Source organism: Butyrivibrio sp. WCD3002 (assembly GCF_000424265.1).
In the GTDB taxonomy this organism is placed as follows: Bacteria; Bacillota; Clostridia; order Lachnospirales; family Lachnospiraceae; genus Butyrivibrio.
Window position 1 is genome coordinate 25375 of the sequence record NZ_AUJO01000006.1, and the last position, 19659, is coordinate 45033.

Below are 19659 nucleotides of genomic sequence, written 5' to 3' on the forward strand. Positions count from 1 at the left end.
AGCAAAATGGCGGCGCAAAGACCTACTCAAACTGGAGTAAGCCCAAGGCCGTCAAAACCAAGCTTAAAATATATGTATGCACTAAATAAGACAATAATGTTTACTTTCTTATTGATGCCAGTATAACCATGACATCATTATCCTTCGGAACAAGTCTGAATTTTCCGACGGATGCAGGGATGATGAAGCTTTCGGCATAGTGAACCGTCAATGGCGGAAAGCTTCCATCGCAGCTCTCTATTGCCGCCTCTCTTCCGTTTACCAGATTACCCTGTATAACGGAATCATCACTATCAATATCAAGGGGGCGGTCAATAGAGTAGCGCATAACTTCTATAGGTTCTCTGCTGTGAAGACCGGTTCTTTCAACCGTGTAACCATGACCTTCAGCTATGGTTTTTTCCTGATGAACCAGCTCTCTATATACATATTCTGTATCTCTGTCCCATTGTATGTTGTTAAGACCATGATCTACATGAATTGGTCTTGGAATACCATCTAATCCTACGCGTCCCCAATCCCATAATTTAAAGGTAAAAATGTAAGGAGTTGAGCTTATTTCAAGTACCATACAGCCTTCACCAGAGCAATGCACCGTTCCTGCAGGAATTAGCAGATGATCATGCTTTTTTACAGGTATTTTGTTTACATATTTTTCAGCGGGAAAAGATAATTCTCCTTTTTCAGCTGCCTTAAGATCCCTGGCAACCTGCTCTTTATCTACATCTGTCTTAACTCCCAGATATACATAGTTCTGCTTTTCTTCATCAACATCGAGAATATAATAGCTTTCATCCTGTGTATAGTGCATTCCAAACTGGTCCTGTATATACTCAGTCAGTGGATGTACCTGAAGTGAAAGATTCTCACCGCCGATTGTGTCCAGGAAATCGAAGCGAATTGGGAACTCCGCACCATATCTTCCGTGGACGCGTTCTCCGAGAAGCTGCCTTGGACAATACAGCGTAACGTCTGTTGTAGGAAACTGAAGTACATTATCACCATAGCCAAGATTAATTGCGTTTTCTTCCGGTACGCCATCAAAGCACCAGGCAAGATTTTTTTCCTCTTGCCCAACACCAAGCATGTTCTGCATCCATTTGCCGCCCCATACTCCGGGATCAAAATAGGGCTCCATTCTAAAGGGCCTTGTGGACACTGCTTTTAGTCCGGCAAGAAAAGCTTCTCCTGTCACCATTTTAGGATTTTCATTTCTGTTAGCGTCAATCACGTAGTCCATGTCATCGAAGTGAGACCTTTTATATCTGTCGGCCAATCTCCATTCAATGAAATATCCGATTTTATACTTGGTGAGCAAAGGTGCATCGTTATTGCTGCAATTCCAGTTAGACATTCCGGCTCTGTATCGCAGCTGAATCTCCCATCTTGAGATATCACAGAAAACATGTATATCTGATTTTGCAAAAAGCTCCGTTGCAAAGCCCACCAGCACAACGATTCCATCTTTTTCACTTATTTCTTTTGACAATAACAGTCTCTTGCTCTCGTCGTAAAAGGATTCAGGCTTTTTATGGCAAATGACGCCAAAAACACGGTCATCTGTTATAAAATCCTTAAATTCCTCAAATCTTTCCTGTTCTGATTTAGCGGCATTTTCAATATCTATTATCTCGTCTGTCCGGAGTCTTTTTGCAATCTCCATAATCGCCGATTTGTTTACGCCAGGATAAAGATCAAGAGATACAACAAGCGGATTTTTATTTTCCTGCTCTTTTTTTCTTAAAACAGCAGAATTCAATTCTGTGATTATTTCTTCCAAGCTACCGAAGGCATGGTTGTCATAGCCTTCTATTTCGGTAATGGGAGCAAAATCATAGTTGTTATAACTGCTAAATTTACCCATAAGACTCTCTTTCTATAAATCTACCGAGTACTTATATCTGTTACCTGGATAGTAACAGACGGAATACTCGAATATTTCGTCATTTGGCAGAAAAGTTTTGCGGGTCCTTATAAAAATAGGCATATCAGCACTGATTTGAAGCATATTTCTGACATCATCATTTGGAAGAGCTGCTTCAAGAGTATCATTGCCTCTGACTATGCTGATATTGTATTTATCATGAAGGAACTTATACAGAGATTCTTTGTAATATCCGGGGTCCAGCGGGAGTTCCATAAGATTTTTCAAATATGTAACTGTATAGACAAGCGGTTTGCCCTCAACATCTCTGACTCTGCTTAGTTTGTAGCAGGTATCACTTTTAAGAATTCCCAGAGAAAGTGCGGTTTTGGTATCCGGAGATATCAGCTCCATCTTGCAGTAGGAGGTCTCCATGGTGATATTGTGCTTTTTCATTTCCTCGGTAAAGCTGATTACGTTACTGATGGCTTCACTGATTTTTTCATAAGAAACAACAGTACCGATTCCTCGGGCTCTTTTTATATAACCCTCCTGAACCAGTGCAGCCAGTGCCTGTCTTGTCGTCACTCTGGAAATATCATATTTATCCATGTATTCTTTCTCTGACGGAAGAATGTCTCCTTTGATGTATTTGCCGCTCTCTATCTCCATTCGAATCAAATCCTCCAGCTGAAGATACAGCGGTGTTGCCCCCTTTTCTCTGTTAAGTTCCATAACATAACCCCTTTTCTACAGTTTCCTTAATTCTGCAAGTAAGCCCTGCATAGCGCGTATTGAAGTATTTTCTTCAAGTATGATTACTGTGTTCTTATTGTTAAGAATCTTTCTAAGCGGACCTCCGAAAAATGCAAAGCTTTTAGAAATATTTCCGCCAAGTACAAGTACCTCAGGTTTAAATTCAGCGATAAAAGGCGAAATTGCTTCCGCAATCAACTCGCCAAAAACATCGTAAACTCGCTTCGCATCCGGATCCCCAACAATACACCGACTATATAACTCATATCCGTCAATGTCATCACCGATCATGGTTTTGGTCAGTCTGTTTAAACCTCGAACCGACAGATAATCATCTATAATACTTTCACGAAACGGCGTATTATAAATCCAGCCGTTTTCCGGAACTCCTTTTGCACTATCCTTAATAACCTGTCCATTTTTTATAAAGCAGGATCCTGCACCTGTTCCTATACAGAGACACATAATATTGCTGAAATTAGCAGCTTCTCCGTAGTTAAAGCATCCAAGCGCGAAGGCTTCTATATCATGTAAAAATAACATTTGAGTATCCGCCAGGGCCTCGTCGCGCTTTACGAGTTCGGCTCTTATTGGAATGCCCAATATTGCATCGTATTTGTTTAGTCCCTGCATCAGGCTTATTCCATTTTCAAAATCAAAGGGTCCTGGAAATGCAAAGCCTAGCTTTATAAGGTGCCTGTCGCCTTTTAAATCCTGTATTATATTATAAAAGTTATCAAAGATTTCTTCTTTTGTTTTATCTGCTTTAGAAGGATATTCGTGGTAATCGCATGTAAGCTTTCCTGCAATATCGGAAACGCAGCCCTTTATGCCTGTTCCGCCAACATCAAGTAGAATGTAACAATCGTTTTTATTCTGCATAGCCGGTTAGTATTCCTTCATTCTCAGATTCACATTTTTTGAAAACATCTGTCACAGCAGAATCCTCATCCACCATCAACGTGTAGCGAAACTCATAGAAGCCGCCCAGACTAACCTTGAAATTGGTCTCCCAGAAATTATTCATGGGCCAGGAAAATACCTGATCTCTGTTTCGCTCTTCATCAGCTTGATTGCAAAGGACTATCCTTCTTGGCTGTAAATCACCAAGAGTGATAAGAGGAGCATCTTTTGTGATAAGGGCAACAGTTTTGTGTCCATTGTTCCAGGCCACTGTATTTTGGATTAAATAAAAATCCTGACAGGTTCCGGGCAACTGATCTATTCCTGGGCGTATTATACAGCCGGTTTTATTTACATAAAGGCTGCTGTCATCCCCTGTTGTAAATGGAAGCGCAATATAGAGATTTTCAGGCTCCCAGTTGCTGGATTTATGAATGCGGACGTTGAATTCAAGCTTTGGCAGTTCGGCATAAGCCTTAAGAAAAATAGTGTAAATACCGGTCCCCATAAGCTCATAATCCAGCTCTATAGCACTGTAAACGGGGCCATCCTCGACAATTCTTCTGTTCCTTAGTTTGCTAAAATATCTGTGAGTTGCACAGGATTTGCGGTTTCTTCCCATACGTCTTCTGACATCACAGGGATTGGTATCTATATCCGTTATTTCGTACACTCCGGAAAAAGGCGCAAGATCACTGTCGTGTCTCAAAAGTTCAGTACCATCTGCATTCCATACGATAGACTCAATTCCTTTATTTTCATTAAAGCGGATTCTAAAGCACTTTGTATCAATCTGATATTCGTCTTTTCGTACATCCTGAAGTAGGTCTTCTATCCCATCTGCACCTATATGTGCATGATTTTTTACAGTGTTTTCTTTGCCACATACATCATTTTCCAGATGCAGCTCTGCTGTTATCATTTCACCAGGGGCTAAGTCTACAGTGACTTCAACCTGCGTGGCTCTTGCAATTCCCTTTATCTGGCTTTTTAATACCTCTCCGGTTTTACTGTTTGTCACGACTATAGGCATTGATGAGTCATAGCATACGCCATCAATATATTCCCAGAATTCGATATACAGATAGCAGCTTGTTCTAAGTCTGTGGTTGTGCGGATTTTTTATAATATAATGCTGGGGTTTATCCTGACGTATCGCTACTTCTCCAAGATCTGCCATAATATCATCAAGACCCTTTGATATTGCAGTATTTGCGTTGGTTGCGTAGGCTGTTTTTTTATATTCCAGGGACTCTACCATGCTGTCCCAGGGTTCGGAAACACTGCTGGAATAGCCCCAGGTATGCTCTGCATAGAGCATCAGGTTTTCCGCAGCACTTAGCATATCTTCACTTGAAATGACCTTGTTATCAGGATCAAGCTTTTTGCACAGATCATATTTTCTTGCAGCATCAAGATAAATTTTAGTAGCCGCTGGCGTAGAACCAACACCATCTGCCCACCAGTCTGTGAAGTCTCCTCTATAGGTGGGAATGTTGCAACAGCGCTTTTCAACCTGCTCAAAAAACTGCTCCAGGGTAACCATTTTAAAGCGAACTCGTCCTTCGAAAAGTTCTGTTAATTTGTGGGCTCTTCTTGCTATTTCAATATTTGGCGGAGCATTGTCTGTAATAGCCCCTGATACCATGAAGGGAACAAGATCATAGGGATATCCCTCCTGCTCCAGATTATCAAGATAACGCCCAATTCGTTTTGTACAAATTTCAAGTTCCTTTTGCTCTATGGAATCTGCATCTTTATTTAAAATGGAATTATTTCTAAGGCCATCCGTATATTCATCATGGAAAGTATAATCGGAACCTGCATGAGGAACCAAAAACATCTCATTACCAAGATGATAATGATCACCGTTCCACATTAGTATCCTGTTTCCGGATTCAGTCTCCCAGTAATATGGGCATGTTTTCTTATTAAGCGGAAACATTCCATGATGCGGATGTAAAGCGGTATAAAAGTATCTAAGACCATGCTTGAACAAAATCTCGGGATATCCCCAGGCAAGACCGTTAATGTCAGCGCTCATTCCTGCCGTAATAGTATGGCCTATTCTTTTCCCGTAATCTTTCACCTGCTCCATAACATCGGAAAAAGCAGCTTCAAGCGTCAGATCGGTCATGTTGAGATAATTGCCGGAGAGTCCGATTTCTCCGCTTTTTACATAGGCTTCAAATTTATTTTTTAATTCATCATCTGCAAATCTGTAAAACTGTTTGACCTGCCAAAAGTTCTCGCATTGCCACACAAATCCCTGATATTCCGGTTTTTGCTGCTGGTGCATGAGGTCCAAAAGCTTGATTGCCTGCCTGATAAAATCATAATGATATCTTGTGATTTTATCCTGTCTTTCTGTATATCCGATATCAGTGTGTGAGTGGTGTATCAGATATACATCCCAAATTTTTTCTGACATTTTTTCTATACTCCTCTTTAACTATTTACTCATATAAGCAAATCCGGTCTGAAATTTTCCATTTAAAATGAAAAAGAGTATCAGAGTCGGAAGTGATGTGGCAATACAGGCTACAAACAGTGCAGGAGGATTACCTCCGCCTATCATAGACAGGCTTGCCATGATTGGACGCGTTTCCTCAGATTTTGTGAATGTCAGTCCAAACATCAGATCATTCCAGCACCAGGTGAACTGTGATAAAAATACAATCGCCACCGGCGCCGTTGACATCGGGAGAAAAATTCTTGTTAAAATCTTGAACTCAGAAGCCCCTTCGATTCTTGCAGATTCGCACAACTCCCTGTCTATTCCCAGGAAAAAATTCCTGAAAACAAACATACTGTAAGGAATGCAGATGGCACAATAAAAAATGATCATTCCTATACGAGTATTATACAATCCAATCTTCTGATATGCCTTGAAAATTGGAATCAAATATACCTGAAACGGGAAAATTGTTCCGCAGTATATCATTATGAACCAGAAAAACTTGTGCTTTATCCTAAGATGCGTAAGAGCATAGGCTGAAAACATCGCGATAACAACTGCCAAAATCGCACCGCTAAGGGCATATATCAATGTGACCATAAGTGATTGCAGTACACGGTTACTTACCAGAGTTTTGATATTTTCCAAAAGATAATTTCCCTGCGGCATAGCCCATAAGGATCCAAGATTGTACTCCTGCTTCGTTTTAAAAACATTAAGAAAAACGAAGAATATGGGAGACATCCAAATAATCGATATTATCGATAAAATAACATTAAATATAACCTTAGTTCTTTTTGTAATTTTCATCCTGCAGCACCTCTAATCTTCTCGAAATGTATTTTTTAGGTTGAAGTATGAAACGATAAGAATGACTACCGTTAAGACTATGGCTACTGCAGCGCCTCTTCCGTATCTGTTATAGATAAAACTCTCCTCATACATTGTAAGTGCCAATGTTTCTGATGAGCGATAAGGTCCTCCCTTTGTCATAACCCAGATGCCATCAAATACTTTGAAGCTGTTTACAAGTGACATTAAAAGTACCACAATGATCGTCGGTCTTATCAACGGAAGTATCACTTTTGTGTACATTTTTACTGCGCCTACTCCATCTATCATGGCGGCTTCAACAGGCGAAAGATCCACATTTCTGAAAGCAGCCACATATAAAACCAGGTTAAGTCCAATGCCCTGCCAGATCCCCGTCAGTATCATTACAAAAGTATTTACATAGGGAACGGCAAGCCAGTCCTTTACCATTTCAGGATGCCCCATCAGTCCAAAAAGGTAAGGAATTCCATAGGTAGACAAAAGTGTAGCCATGATAACTCCGCTTACTGTCGCGGATATGGCTGTAGGGAAATAAAAGACATTTGTAAAAAGCTTTGCAAATGAGCTTTTGGTTATCATAATAGCCAGTAAAAGCGGTAGTAAAACCGATATCACAAGCGAAGACACTACCCAAATAAGTGTATTTCCAACGGATATCAGAAAATTACTATCTGCAAAAAGAGACCTGTAATTATCTATTCCGCAGAACATCATCTGATTAACGCCATCCCAGTCATGGAAACTAAGGAAAAATGTATACAGAATTGAAGATATAAAATATATTGCTACCAGTAAAACAGCCGGTGCGATATATAAATAATCCCTTATAACTGACTTTTCTTTATTTTGGCCAGCTTTAAAAGCCATATAATTCTCATCTCCTCCGTGATCATACAAACGGATGGGGGACCTTATGTCCCCCGCCTAAAGTCCGTTTTGTGATCTAGTTTATTGTCCGAATACTTCATCAGCCTTCTTCTGAATTACTGGTAAAATATCATCTGCGGTAGCTGCCTTTGTTTCGAATTTCATAAGCTCATCCAGTGCAACATCCCTTATTGCATCATTTGTGTTTTCGTAGTAGCGAAGCATCATTTCATATTTGCTGTCGTCCTGAGTAAGTGAAACCATCTGATTAGAAGTCGCATTTTCACTTACAACCTGGCTGGTGCACAAAAATCCTGTTACGTTGGTAAATACTGTCTGATTTTCTTTTGTATACCAGCTCTTTAGCACTTCTTTGGCAGAATCTTTATCACCGCTGTTTTCCGCTACACAAAGAGGTGCTATCTCATAAAAGATGATGCTCTTTTCCCCATTCATGGAAGGTACAACAAATACGCTCATATCTTCTTCGGGCTCCATGCCATAATCATTGGTCAGGTTTTTGCACTCATAATTAGGCTCAAGCATCATGGCAACAGTTCCGTTAGCAAGGGATTTATCCATGTCTGTAATCTGCATGGGCTCTGAAAAATAGCCCTTATCGATCATGTCCTGCCAGATATGCATAACCTCAACAACCTTATCATCCGTATAGGCTATGGATCCGTCACAAACGCCCTGATACAGATTCGGATCATAAGCAGCCAGCATAGCCTGGAACCAGATAAATCCTGCCCAGCTGTCATTCTTAAGCGCAATTGGTGTGATACCCTTTGACTTAAGGGTCTCGCATACAGCTAAAAGTTCATCAAAGGTGGTAGGTACATCAATTTTGTTTTCAGCAAAAACATTTTTGTTATAGATGATCATGTTGTAGATTATGCTATAGGGTACTGCATAGATTTTGCCATCGTATGTGAGTGAGTCTTTAACACTGTCTGCAACACCGTTAGGCACGACATATTCATTCCATATATCAGTCAGATCCGCCAGATTTCCGCTCTCAGCAAGAGTCATCAGCTGTGGGCCGCTCCACCAGGTGAAAAGTCCCGGTGCATCAGCCGTTGTGATTGACTGTTGAAGTGCTGTTTGGTAAGAAGCTGTGTCAGGATAAGCCACGCAGGATACGTTAACTCCGCTTAGAGAGGATGCGCTTTCCGTGAGCTCATCTATCGCTGACTGATCTGTATTATTTAATTTGTCATTCCACAATTCTACTGTTCCGGTCTTTGCTCCTAAAACGGATGCTTCATCATTTGCACCTGCACTGCCGGCATTAGATGCTCCGCATCCTGTAAGAGCTCCCGCCAAAATAGCTGTACCAAGAGCATAAGCTATTAGTTCCCTTTTCATTTCAATCCTCCTATGGTTTTTATGTATTTCAATTTTCTTAAGATGGTATACCGCTCTTTCAAATGTTATAACATTATAATATTACGATAATTAAACCAGTCAATTCATTTTCCTCATTTAGTTTATTTTCATGTTTTTACTTAAAACATTTTGTCTAAAATGCACAGAATGAGCGGATTTTACTTCTAAAAAGGCTATTTGTAAAATCCCATGGCAATAAAAAAGCTCAGAAATCCATAAGAATTTCTGAGCTTATATACATTACCATGTAACGTCCCACCGGCTGCTGTATACTCCTGCACTCTCCTTTAGGCTTGCCGTATGGGCATCCGAATGATATTTAATTATTTCTCTTTCCTTTTTCTCATTAAGAAGTCTGGAAAAAAGGCGCTTATCTGCAGGAACGCTTACCTCAGAGTTGGTCCAGGTGGACAAATAGGCAGCGTTACTTATCTGCAGGCTTTTTATGCCCTGCTCGCCGGGAGCAATAAGTTCCTCACCAAACAAAATGTTATTGACGAAATTACGTATAATCAGAATGTGCCCGTCTTCTGCCTTTTGGGCTTCGATTATCTCCTCGGAATAATGCGCTTTAGGCATGGCTTCATCTGAGTTAAAGCAGATATTTCTCTCGTCATCATCCAGGATGAAAAATTCAAGCTTACCGTTTTCAACTACTGCTTTTCCCTTTGTTCCGCTTATTTCAAGCCTGTTGGTTCCGGGAAATTCTCCTGTTGATGTGATAAAAACCGCGGAGGCACCGCTCTTATATTCTGCATAGATCGTAACGTCGTCCTCCACCTTGATATCGTGGAAGCGGCCCTCATGGCAAAAGGCTTTAAGGGTATCCGGAACGCCCAGGATCCACTGCCAGATATCCAGATTATGGGGGCACTGGTTAAGCAGCGCCCCTCCGCCTTCTCCGTTCCAGGATGCACGCCAGGAAGCTGAATCGTAGTAGGCCTGAGTTCTGTACCAGTTATTTATTATCCAGACAAATCTTTTTATGGTGCCAAGCTTGCCTTCACGAACACTCCGGGCAAGCTTAAGATAAAGGCTGTCTGTTCGCTGGTTAAACATGATAGCAAAGGTTTTTCCGCTTGCGGAAGCTGCTTCGTTCATGGCCTCAACCTCAGTAGTATCAACACCTGCGGGTTTTTCGGTAAGCACATGGAAGCCTTTGTTAAAGGCCGCAATGGCTATGATCGGATGCAGATAATGCGGAGTTGCGATGATTACTGCATCTGCAAGGCCTGAACTTAGCAGCTCGTTATAATCCCTAAAACGGGCAACCTTTTCGCCAAAGGCTTCACCGGCCCATTTAAGCTTATCTTCATCGATATCTGCAACGCAGGAAAGCGTCGCGTTACTTATTTTTTCGTCAAATATGGCTTTGGCGTGGGCGCTTCCCATATTTCCTATTCCAATTACTGCTAATCTTACTTTATCCATTGACTTCTCCTGCCCGGAATTAGTAATTTCCTACTGTGAGCTTGTCTTCTTCAAAATTCTCAACAGAGTTTGCCTTTTCATAGAAGTGCACAGCGTTTTCCTGAATACCGCCTGTCCTGTAATACTTTGAATCAGGAGTTACGGGAAGTGAAATTGTCTTTTTCTCAAAGCCTGCTGCATAGACAGCAGTTATAAGCTCAAGGGTTCTTTTTCCATCGACACCGGTTATAAGGGGCTTTTCACCCTTTTCTATTGCGGACAGGTAGTTGTCTATCTCGCCAACATGTCCCTCATATTTAAGGTCTTCTATCTCCTCATAACACTTATTAAGCTTTTGGATCAGCTCCTCATTTTTCTTATCATCAGGAAAACCGTTGTCCATTCCGATCTCAGCCTTAACATCCCAGGGCATTGATATCCTTGCCTTTTCACACTGAAGGACAATGCCCTGCTCTTCGCCGTGACTTACAACGGATGCAATCACCTCCGCTATGCTGTCGTCGTCATACTTGAAGCAGGAAAAAGACAGATCTTCAACCTCAGCATTATCATGCATGATATTTGTAAGGACTGATGTTGCCTCTACAGGAGACCTGTTTTCAATCCAGTTCAGCATATCGATGTGATGGACGGCGTGGTTTAAGGTAGGACCACCGCCCTCTTTTTCCCAGGTGCCTCTCCACCAAAGGTCATAATAGCTGTGGTCGCGCCACCAGTTGGAATTGACTCTTGCAAAGCATATTTTTCCCGCAAGACCGGAATCTGCGATTTTCTTCAGCTTGTAAACACCATTCCTGAAGCGGTTCTGTGCAATAACGCCAAGGGTCACATTGTTGGCCTTTTCGGCGGCCAGCATCATATCGCATTCCTCAATGCTGGCTGCCATGGGCTTTTCCACAAGAACGTTGATTCCCTTATTCATACAGTTGATGCTTATCTGCGAATGAACATAAGGAGGAGTACATACGTGAACCACATCTATATGAACGCCGGATTCAAGCATTTCTTCGTGATCCTTAAAAACAGGAATATCCTTATCCAGATGGTACTTTTCTTTGATTTTTTCACACTTTTCCGGATAAATGTCGCATAAAGCCACAATCCTGCATCTTTCGGGAAACTCCAGAAGTCCCTGGATATGAAAATTGGAAATACCACCGGTTCCTACTATAGCAACATCAATCATTTTATTTACTTCCTTCCTGTTAGCTCTGCCGCCTTCATTTGTGCCCTTACGCATAACTCAGCAGCCTTAAAGGCGTGATCCTGAGTCATGGCATTTTCTGTTCTGTTCATGCAATCCAGAATGAGCTGACCAAAAAAGGGATATCCAACCTTACCGCTTACTTCGAAATGCTGTTCACCGTCCTTGTTTACAAGAAAAACATGGTTAGAAGTTCCGTCATTTGTTCCCACATTCACGTATTTTCTGATCTCGATATAGCCCTCTGTTCCAAGGATAAAGGTTCTACCATCGCCCCATGTTGAAAGACCGTCAGGTGTGAACCAGTCAACTCTGAAATGCTGGGTTGTACCGTTATCTCCAACAAGGTTAGCATCTCCAAAATCATCCAACTCCGGATATTCCGGATGGTGATAATTGCCAACTTCGCTGTAGGCAACCTCAGCATCCTTTGCGCCACAGTAGAAAAGGAACTGCTCGATCTGATGTGAGCCTATATCGCACAGAATACCGCCATATTGTTCCTTTACATAAAACCAGTCCGGGCGGCTCTTGGGGTCACCGATTCTGTGAGGGCCAAAGCCGTCGATATGTATCGGTTTTCCAATGGCACCCTGCTCTATGAGCTGTCCTGCAAAAACTGCGGATTCTACATGGATTCTTTCGCTGTAATAAACCATGTATTTTTTCCCTGTTTTAAGGACGGTTTCCTTTGCCCTTTCCAGCTGCTCCAGTGAGGTCAGCGGAGCTTTATCTGTAAAATAGTCCTTACCATGCTCCATGACTCTGATTCCAAGATCACATCTTTTCCAGGTTTCAGCTGCGCCGCACACAAGCTTTACCTCGGGATCATTTAAGATTTCATCCTCCGAATCTGCGATCGTAACCTGAGGATAGGTTTTCTTAAAGGCCTCAGCCTTTTGCCTGTCTCTGTCATAAACCCACTTAAGGGTTGCACCGGCTTCTATAAGACCGTTGCACATTCCATATATGTGTCCGTGGTCCAGAGCAATAGCCGCTATTACAAACTCACCTTCCTTTACAACAGGGTCAGGCTTACCCGTCGGAGCATAATTCATGCCGTTTTGTTTATCTGCCATCTCACACCTCTTGTGTTTTTATTAATTAGAGTAGTGTTCTTCTCTCTCCGAAATAATAGTATCGATATCGTAGTCCTTTAATTCCTGCATGTACTCTGCATAAACGTCATCATATTCATCCGGATTGCAGGTTACCATTTTTACCTGATACTCATCCCTTGCGATATTGAGATCCGTAAGAAGATCTGCTGTTGAAGGTGATGTATATGATGTGTCGTAGGCAAGATTTCCCTCAAGGGCATACTGATAATTCTGAATTACATAATCCTCGTAGCCGGGAGCTTCCTTTGCGGTACATTTATTGAAATCATCCACTGTTTCGAAATATCCCTGATTTCCAACAAGGAAAAGATCTGTTCTGATCCAATCCTTATCCTGAGCGTTGTAGGTTGCATCGATTACAACGGGAATTCCGTCTTCCATGTTGTAGTGCTCACCTTCAAAGCCGTGATAAAGAACGAAACCGCCTTCTTCTGTGCACATCCAGTCAAGGTAGGTCATGCATGCTTCAACTGTTTCTTCATCTGCTGTCTTGGGGCAGAATGCTATAAGACCGCCTGCACCGTAGGATGCGGAATAAACCTGTCCGTCGTTTACATTCTTAAACTGAGGAATCGAAACAAACTCAGCGTCAGGAACATTTTCCGTAAGTGTTTTGTGAAGTGAACCGCGAAGTACATCCACATTTCCGTTTACGTTATACTCGCAAAAACCGATATTTCCGGTAACGATCTCGCTCTTGAAATCATCCTCTGCAAGGTTGTAATATTCCTGATTTATAAGACCTGCGTTGTAGAGCTTGTTGAGGTACTTATAGTAGTCATACATACCGGGATCGTAGTAGTCCTGAATAACGGACTCGCCGCCACCGCAGATATTTACTGCCAGCGGATCGGATGCAATTTTAGAGAAAACCTGCTTCAGGTTCCAACCGGTCCAGATAACCATTCCTGATACACCTGTAAGACCGTCGGGATTTTCATGGACCATCTTATCAAGTGCTGTGTAGAGCTCATCTGGATTTGTGGGAATATCAAGTCCAAGCTTATCCAGCCAGTCCTTTCTCATGAAGTAGTTACTCTTTGCTGTGGTTGCTCTTCTGGCAACTATTCCGTACAGACTGCCCTCGGAATTTCTTCCGATATCAAGGACATCTTTGCCAATATATTTTTTCATGTTCAGAGCCTGATCCTCGCCGTCGATAAATTCGTTGAGGTCCCAGATTCCGCCCTGATTATAGTATTCTTCAGCGTAAGCATAGGTGTAAGTAAGAGTAAGGTCCGGTGCTGTCTGTGATGCAACCATAGCCTGCATTTTTGTAACCTCATCTCCTCTTGGAACCGGAACGAATTCAACGTTGATTCCAACCTTGTTCATCTGCTCATTTACATACTTTGTCCATTTATTGTCAGTGATGGTTGAGCCATCCGGTGCATTACTTCTGTCAAAAAGCTCAACTGTGATGGTTACGTCATCAAACTGCTTTGAACCGTAAGTAGTCTGATATTTACTTTTCTGTGTCTGTGTTGTGGTCTCAGCTGCAGCATTTTCATTAGTATCCATTGCCGGTGCCATATCTACGGAAACGTCTTCCTGTGTACTCTTTGCACCGCATCCTGTCAGCATTGAAGAAACCAATACCAGAGACATTGCTCCTGCCAATAATCTTCTTTTCATACATTTTCCCTTTCTATTTTCTAGAGTTTAAATAGTTGTTTTTAAATACATTCATCAATGCGCGCTTATTGAGAATGAATATTTATCCTTTAACTGATCCGAGCATTACGCCCTTTACGAAATATTTCTGAAGCCAGGGATAAACCACCAGAATCGGAACTGTGGAAACTGCCACTGTTGCCATCTTAAGAGACTGGCTCATTACCTGGGTTCCTATGCCCTCGACATTTGCTCCAGAATTGTTCAGAACTTCACCAAACAGAAGGCTTCGAAGTGTAAGCTGAAGGGTATACAGCTCCGGCTTTTGAATATAAATGAGAGCGTCGAAATATGTGTTCCAGTAGCCTACTGCATAGAAAAGTCCCATGGTTGCTATAATCGGAACAGACAGCGGAAGGATTATGTTGATAAGAACCTTCATATATGAAGCACCGTCTATTCTTGCTGCTTCCTCCAGACTCTCCGGAATGTTTTTGAAAAACGTTCTCATTACGATGAAATTGAAAACGTTTATGGATTGCGGAACAAACAGTGCAAATACTGTGTCAAAAAGTCCCAGGGATTTAACCGTCAGGAACGTGGGGATCATACCGCCGCTAAAATACATGGTAAAAAGTATGAATCCTGTTAAAAATGATCTTCCCGGCAGATCCTTTCTTGATAACGAAAAAGCTGCCAGAATGGTTAAAACAAGGCTCAGAAGTGTTCCAAGTATTGTGACGACCACCGTATTTTTCATGGCCATCCATATCTGTGTTTTTCCAAGGATCTGTTTATAGGCTTCAAGATTAAAATCTATGGGATAAAAAGTTACTCTTCCGGACAGAACTGCGTTGTAGCCGCTGACGGAATATGCAAGAACATTTATAAAGGGATAAATGCATACAAATGCCAGTATGGATAACAAAATGTAATTTATGACATGTCCTGCGCTGATTTTTTTGGTTTTCATACTGTTCTCCTTTTTAAATAATTCCGTCTTCGCCGATGGCCTTTGCAAACTTATCAGCAATGAAGAGAATTATGATATTGATCAGTGACTGGAATAATCCTATTGCAGTGGAATCGCTGTACTTGGCTTTTTCAATACCCAATCTGTAGGTGTAAGTGCTTATAACCTCTGAAACCTCTGCCACCTTTTTGTTCCCCAGCAAAAGCGGTGCATCCAGTCCGATGGACATCATTTTTGATATCTGAAGTATCAGCATAGTGACGATGACCGATTTTATCGAAGGCAGGGTGATATAGATAAGCCTCTGGAACTGCGTTGCTCCGTCCAGGTATGCTGCCTCGTAAAGAGATTCATCAACGCCTGTCAGCGCAGCAAGATAAATGATCGTTCCCCAACCGATTTCCTTCCACACGTTGCATATAACGAATGTAACTATCCACCAGCCGTTACTGCTCATGAAAGGGATGGGATCCTTTCCCATATTTTCAAGCGCTCTGTTTATGCTTCCGTTTGTCATGGAAAAAAGGTTGCTTGCGATTCCCGTAACTACAACCCAGGAAATGAAGTGTGGCAGATAAAGAACTGACTGGGTTATTTTTTTGAAATGCCTGCTCCTTACTTCATTCAGCATCAAAGAAACGATGATCGTAAGTGGAAAGCTGACCAGCAAAGTCGACATATTAAGCATCAGCGTGTTCCTTATGGCGTTCCAGAAATTTTTACTTTTGAAAAGCTTTCGGAAAACATCGATGCCGCACCAGGGGCTTTCCGTTATGCCCTTGAATACGTTGTAATCCTTGAAAGCGATGGTTACTCCGTACATAGGAACATACTTAAAAAGAACATAGTAGGTTATGACCGGCAGTAACATCAGATAAACCCATTTGTAACCCCAAACTTTTTTTGCAGTTTTTTCAAAATACATTCTCATATAGTCTCCCTCTGATTCCCGACGACTTTTTTCGTCTCTCGCTCCCCTGCATGCCTAAATATAGCATTCAAAAATTTGGACTTCTTACACTTGGCGACACAATTTTTTTGCGTAAAATGACTTCATATTTTTCGATATGGACTCAGATTTTCGCTATATACCCGGAATTTTCGTAAAAAAGTCGTTTTGCGCAAATTATTAAGTCATTTTGCGCAAAGTTACCTGTTGTTTAGGTGTAACTGATGCATTATTCTATTTCTATAGATCTTGTAAAAACATCGTTGGGGAGAGCTGAAATATATGAAATGTAAGGGAATTAAGAAGTATGCTGCAATTAATTCAGAGCTTGCATGTGAGAACAAGACGGTAGATTCGCCTTTTGATTACACTGATGATATGCATAACCATGAATGTCATGAGGTTATTATCATATTTGACGGGGATATCGGTTTTTTCACGGAATATACGGGCCATGAAATGAAGCGCGGTGATGTGGCTTTTATTCCAAATTATGTATTTCACGCCGCAACCATCTATGATCCGAGTATCTATGACAGAGCAGTTATAAACGTTGATGACAATGCTTTAAGACGATCATCGTCCCCGAGTCTTAATCTTCTTTCCTGCTTTGAGCCTTATAATGATGCCAATCTTCATACTATTCATCTCGATGATGATGAATTGGAAGAGATTAAATCCTACTGTATAAATCTGCAAAAAAATCTGAAAGCAGCAAAGCCAGGCACGGATATAATGGCAGATGCTTATCTTAAGCTCATCATGACCAAGCTGACGCTTAAATACAATAATTCTCCGACTATGAATCTGCCCAATATCATGCCTGAAATCGTAAAGAAAACCTTTGAATACATAGACAGGCACCTTACGGAGGAGATCACTCTTTCCACGCTGGAAGAAGCCATTCACCATAATGGTACTTATATTTCAAGATGTGTGAAAAAATTTTCAGGGCTATCCATTCAGCAATATATCATTGCTAAAAAGATAGCCCTGGCGTGTAAGCTCTTAAGAGAGGGTTATTCTCCCAGTGATGCCTGTTTTATGTCCGGTTTTAATAATTATTCCAATTTTTCAAGAACCTTCGCGAAGAATGTTGGGAAATCTCCAAAACAACTTCAAATGGCCAACAGAACCATTTTATAAGTATTATTCGCCGATAGGTGTGAATTCGATAATGGGCTTATTTTCTCTTTCAGCCATAAGCTTATCAAATTCATCCTGTCCGCCAGTGTATTCTGTGGTGGCCTCGAAGGTGTTGGTTTCTCTTGTGAATCCGCTAAACTCATTTGCACCGTTACCAATACCGTCTGAGATCATATCCTTCATCATAACAGAGTTGTACTCCTCTGAGATGAAGTAGGTCTCATAGGTGTGGTTGGTGCCTGCATAGATTATTCCGTCCTCAAGTCTGAGGGGACATGCGGAGCCGTTACCTGTAACCTGACCGAGATATGTTACTGCACCATCCTGCTTGCCATAGATGGAAGCCTGATAAGCAGAGTGATCATATTCGAAAACTAGGTCTGTTACTGCAAGAAGCTCTTCATCGCTACCTACGAGCTTAACGTAAGCATAGCCCTGTCCTTCGGTCAGTTCGGTAATCACATCATCATAGGAATCAAAGGTAGTTTTACCTGACTGTTCCTCGAGGAAATCATTAGGCATATTCGTAAAGGGTTCGTTTTCCCCGTTATACATCTGTTCAGCTATAGCCTGGATATCAAAGCCATCAAGGTCTGCTGCAGCAACGGAAAGAGAATAAGCGATTCCTATCTCCATATCGTACCAGGTGATCATATCAACGTACCCTGTGTCGTCTACGCTGCGATAGGTTTTTCCAATCATGTTTCCGCCGCCCCAGTTAGCCATGGTTACTTCATCAGGACCAACTATCCACTCAACATAATTGCCTGAGATATCTGCATCCTCTGCAGCACCCTGCTGAGCTCTTGCAGTGAAATTCAAACCATCCAGAGAAAAGCTGAGCTGAAGCAAGGGACCTGTACCCTTATCGGAATTGGCAAGAGCGTCGCATTTTGTCCAGGTCACATCCTGTGCGCCATCGGGAGCCTTGAACAGTCTGTCGCAGGTTCCGTTAGCCTCCTCTTCAGTGATTTCTACCCAGGGATTAGCCATTCCGACAGAAGTATCCTCAGCTGTGTCGGCCTGAGCCACTTCCTCATCTGAAATTTCTGTAGCAGCAGTTTCCGTGGTTTCCTGCGTTGCAGGCTCAGATACTGCATTACCACAACCCATAACACCGGCAGCTGATATTGTTAATACTGTTATTAACTTTACTATATTTCTTTTCATAACTATCTTCCCCTCATTTATGATATCTGTCTTCGTTACCCTGGGAAAACACTGAATTTGAATACTATGGATTTCCTGATTTATGCCCTATGTATCTTCCCATTTGCAGATTATCATCATGAGTCCAACAAAAGTCCAACAAAAAAATAATTTAAATGGTATACTGATATGAACGCATTTTCTTGCGCTATTTTGCAGGAAAAATCTATAGTTTTAGTAATTTTTAGAAGGAATAAAAAAATGAATTTGAAAAAATACTTTGCCGATGCAGGCATGAAAAGAACAGTAATCGGTGTAATTATCGGAAATATTTTTGTGGGTCTTGGAGTGGGCATCTTCAAGCTTTCCATGATGGGAAACGATCCCTTTGATGGCATGAACATGGCACTTGCCGAGGTTACAGGCATCTACTACCCTGTTTTGCAGATAATTGTAAACCTGCTTCTTTTTGTAATTCAGATACTTTTCGGAAGAAGACTTATCGGTTTCGGAACGGTGATCAACGCATTTTTCCTTGGATATATTGCCACCTTCTTCTACAATCTGCTGTTTGGAATCGTGGGCGAACCCCAGGGCTTTGTGCTTAGATTATTTATAGTATTTATGGGTGTTCTGGCGATCTCTCTTGGCTTGTCGTTATATCAGACAGCGGATCTTGGCGTTGCACCATACGATGCACTGGCCCTCATAATCAATGAGAGATTCCCTAAAATCCAGTATTTTCTTGCAAGAATCATGTGCGATGCCATTTGTGCCCTCATCTGCTTCCTTGCAGGCGGAATAGTAGGCATCGGCACACTGGTTTCCGCATTTGGGTTTGGACCATTTATTCAGTTCTTCAATAGGACTGTTTCGGAGAAAATATTGGTTAAGTGAGTGCCACCGGGGACGGTTCTCTTTGGCACGCATGCCACTGGGGACGGTTCTTTTTGGCACAATAGCATATCGTGCCAAAAAGAACCGTCCCCAATGGCATG

At 41.7% G+C, this 19659-nt stretch carries 16 protein-coding genes; 2 read left to right on the top strand and 14 right to left on the bottom strand.

Annotated features, from left to right (window positions below; translation table 11 throughout):
* Positions 1-100: 100 nt before the first annotated feature.
* From G608_RS0108660 to G608_RS0108720, 13 genes are all read right to left on the bottom strand, one after another.
* Positions 101-1864 carry a class I mannose-6-phosphate isomerase gene (locus tag G608_RS0108660; protein ID WP_026495698.1) on the bottom strand — a complete coding sequence of 588 codons (1764 nt, stop codon included), beginning with the start codon at positions 1862-1864 and terminating at the stop codon, positions 101-103.
* A gap of 12 nt (positions 1865-1876) precedes the next feature.
* Complete coding sequence (locus G608_RS0108665) at positions 1877-2599, bottom strand: GntR family transcriptional regulator (RefSeq protein ID WP_026495699.1); 723 nt, start codon at positions 2597-2599, stop codon at positions 1877-1879.
* 15 nt (positions 2600-2614) lie between these two features.
* Positions 2615-3502, bottom strand: a complete 888-nt coding sequence (locus tag G608_RS0108670) for an ROK family protein (RefSeq protein ID WP_026495700.1) — start codon at positions 3500-3502, stop codon at positions 2615-2617.
* Entirely contained in the window at positions 3492-5954 is a 2463-nt protein-coding gene (locus tag G608_RS0108675) for a hypothetical protein (protein ID WP_026495701.1), read from the bottom strand. The genes G608_RS0108670 and G608_RS0108675 overlap by 11 nt, the downstream gene beginning before the upstream one ends.
* 21 nt (positions 5955-5975) lie before the next feature.
* Positions 5976-6791 (bottom strand): carbohydrate ABC transporter permease, encoded by an 816-nt coding sequence (locus G608_RS0108680; RefSeq protein WP_026495702.1) that lies wholly within the window; start codon positions 6789-6791, stop codon positions 5976-5978.
* Positions 6792-6803: 12 nt separating this feature from the next.
* Positions 6804-7682: a carbohydrate ABC transporter permease gene (locus tag G608_RS0108685; RefSeq protein WP_026495703.1), complete on the bottom strand. Its 879-nt coding sequence runs from the start codon at positions 7680-7682 to the stop codon at positions 6804-6806.
* An 81-nt stretch (positions 7683-7763) separates the two neighbouring features.
* Positions 7764-9053 carry an ABC transporter substrate-binding protein gene (locus G608_RS20545; protein ID WP_051209049.1) on the bottom strand — a complete coding sequence of 430 codons (1290 nt, stop codon included), beginning with the start codon at positions 9051-9053 and terminating at the stop codon, positions 7764-7766.
* 261 nt (positions 9054-9314) lie between these two features.
* Positions 9315-10505 (bottom strand): Gfo/Idh/MocA family protein, encoded by a 1191-nt coding sequence (locus G608_RS0108695; RefSeq protein WP_026495704.1) that lies wholly within the window; start codon positions 10503-10505, stop codon positions 9315-9317.
* Positions 10506-10524: 19 nt separating this feature from the next.
* Positions 10525-11745, bottom strand: coding sequence for a Gfo/Idh/MocA family protein (locus tag G608_RS0108700; protein WP_242829363.1), 1221 nt, complete (start codon positions 11743-11745; stop codon positions 10525-10527).
* Complete coding sequence (locus G608_RS0108705) at positions 11697-12788, bottom strand: Gfo/Idh/MocA family protein (protein WP_026495706.1); 1092 nt, start codon at positions 12786-12788, stop codon at positions 11697-11699. Before G608_RS0108705 ends, G608_RS0108700 begins: the two co-directional genes overlap by 49 nt.
* Positions 12789-12809: 21 nt before the next feature.
* Entirely contained in the window at positions 12810-14465 is a 1656-nt protein-coding gene (locus G608_RS0108710; protein WP_026495707.1) for an extracellular solute-binding protein, read from the bottom strand.
* Positions 14466-14547: 82 nt separating this feature from the next.
* Positions 14548-15417 carry a carbohydrate ABC transporter permease gene (locus G608_RS0108715; protein WP_026495708.1) on the bottom strand — a complete coding sequence of 290 codons (870 nt, stop codon included), beginning with the start codon at positions 15415-15417 and terminating at the stop codon, positions 14548-14550.
* A 13-nt stretch (positions 15418-15430) separates the two neighbouring features.
* Entirely contained in the window at positions 15431-16342 is a 912-nt protein-coding gene (locus G608_RS0108720; RefSeq protein ID WP_155833255.1) for an ABC transporter permease, read from the bottom strand.
* Positions 16343-16648: 306 nt separating this feature from the next.
* On the opposite strand from G608_RS0108720, the gene G608_RS0108725 reads away from it, so the two are divergent.
* Positions 16649-17512, top strand: a complete 864-nt coding sequence (locus G608_RS0108725; protein WP_026495710.1) for an AraC family transcriptional regulator — start codon at positions 16649-16651, stop codon at positions 17510-17512.
* A gap of 3 nt (positions 17513-17515) precedes the next feature.
* Here the strand turns inward: G608_RS0108725 and G608_RS0108730 are convergent, their stop codons facing one another.
* Positions 17516-18682: a hypothetical protein gene (locus tag G608_RS0108730; RefSeq protein ID WP_026495711.1), complete on the bottom strand. Its 1167-nt coding sequence runs from the start codon at positions 18680-18682 to the stop codon at positions 17516-17518.
* Positions 18683-18922: 240 nt separating this feature from the next.
* On the opposite strand from G608_RS0108730, the gene G608_RS0108735 reads away from it, so the two are divergent.
* On the top strand, positions 18923-19558 hold the full coding sequence (locus G608_RS0108735) for a YczE/YyaS/YitT family protein (protein ID WP_081677368.1): 636 nt from the start codon (positions 18923-18925) through the stop codon (positions 19556-19558).
* Positions 19559-19659 lie beyond the last annotated feature (101 nt).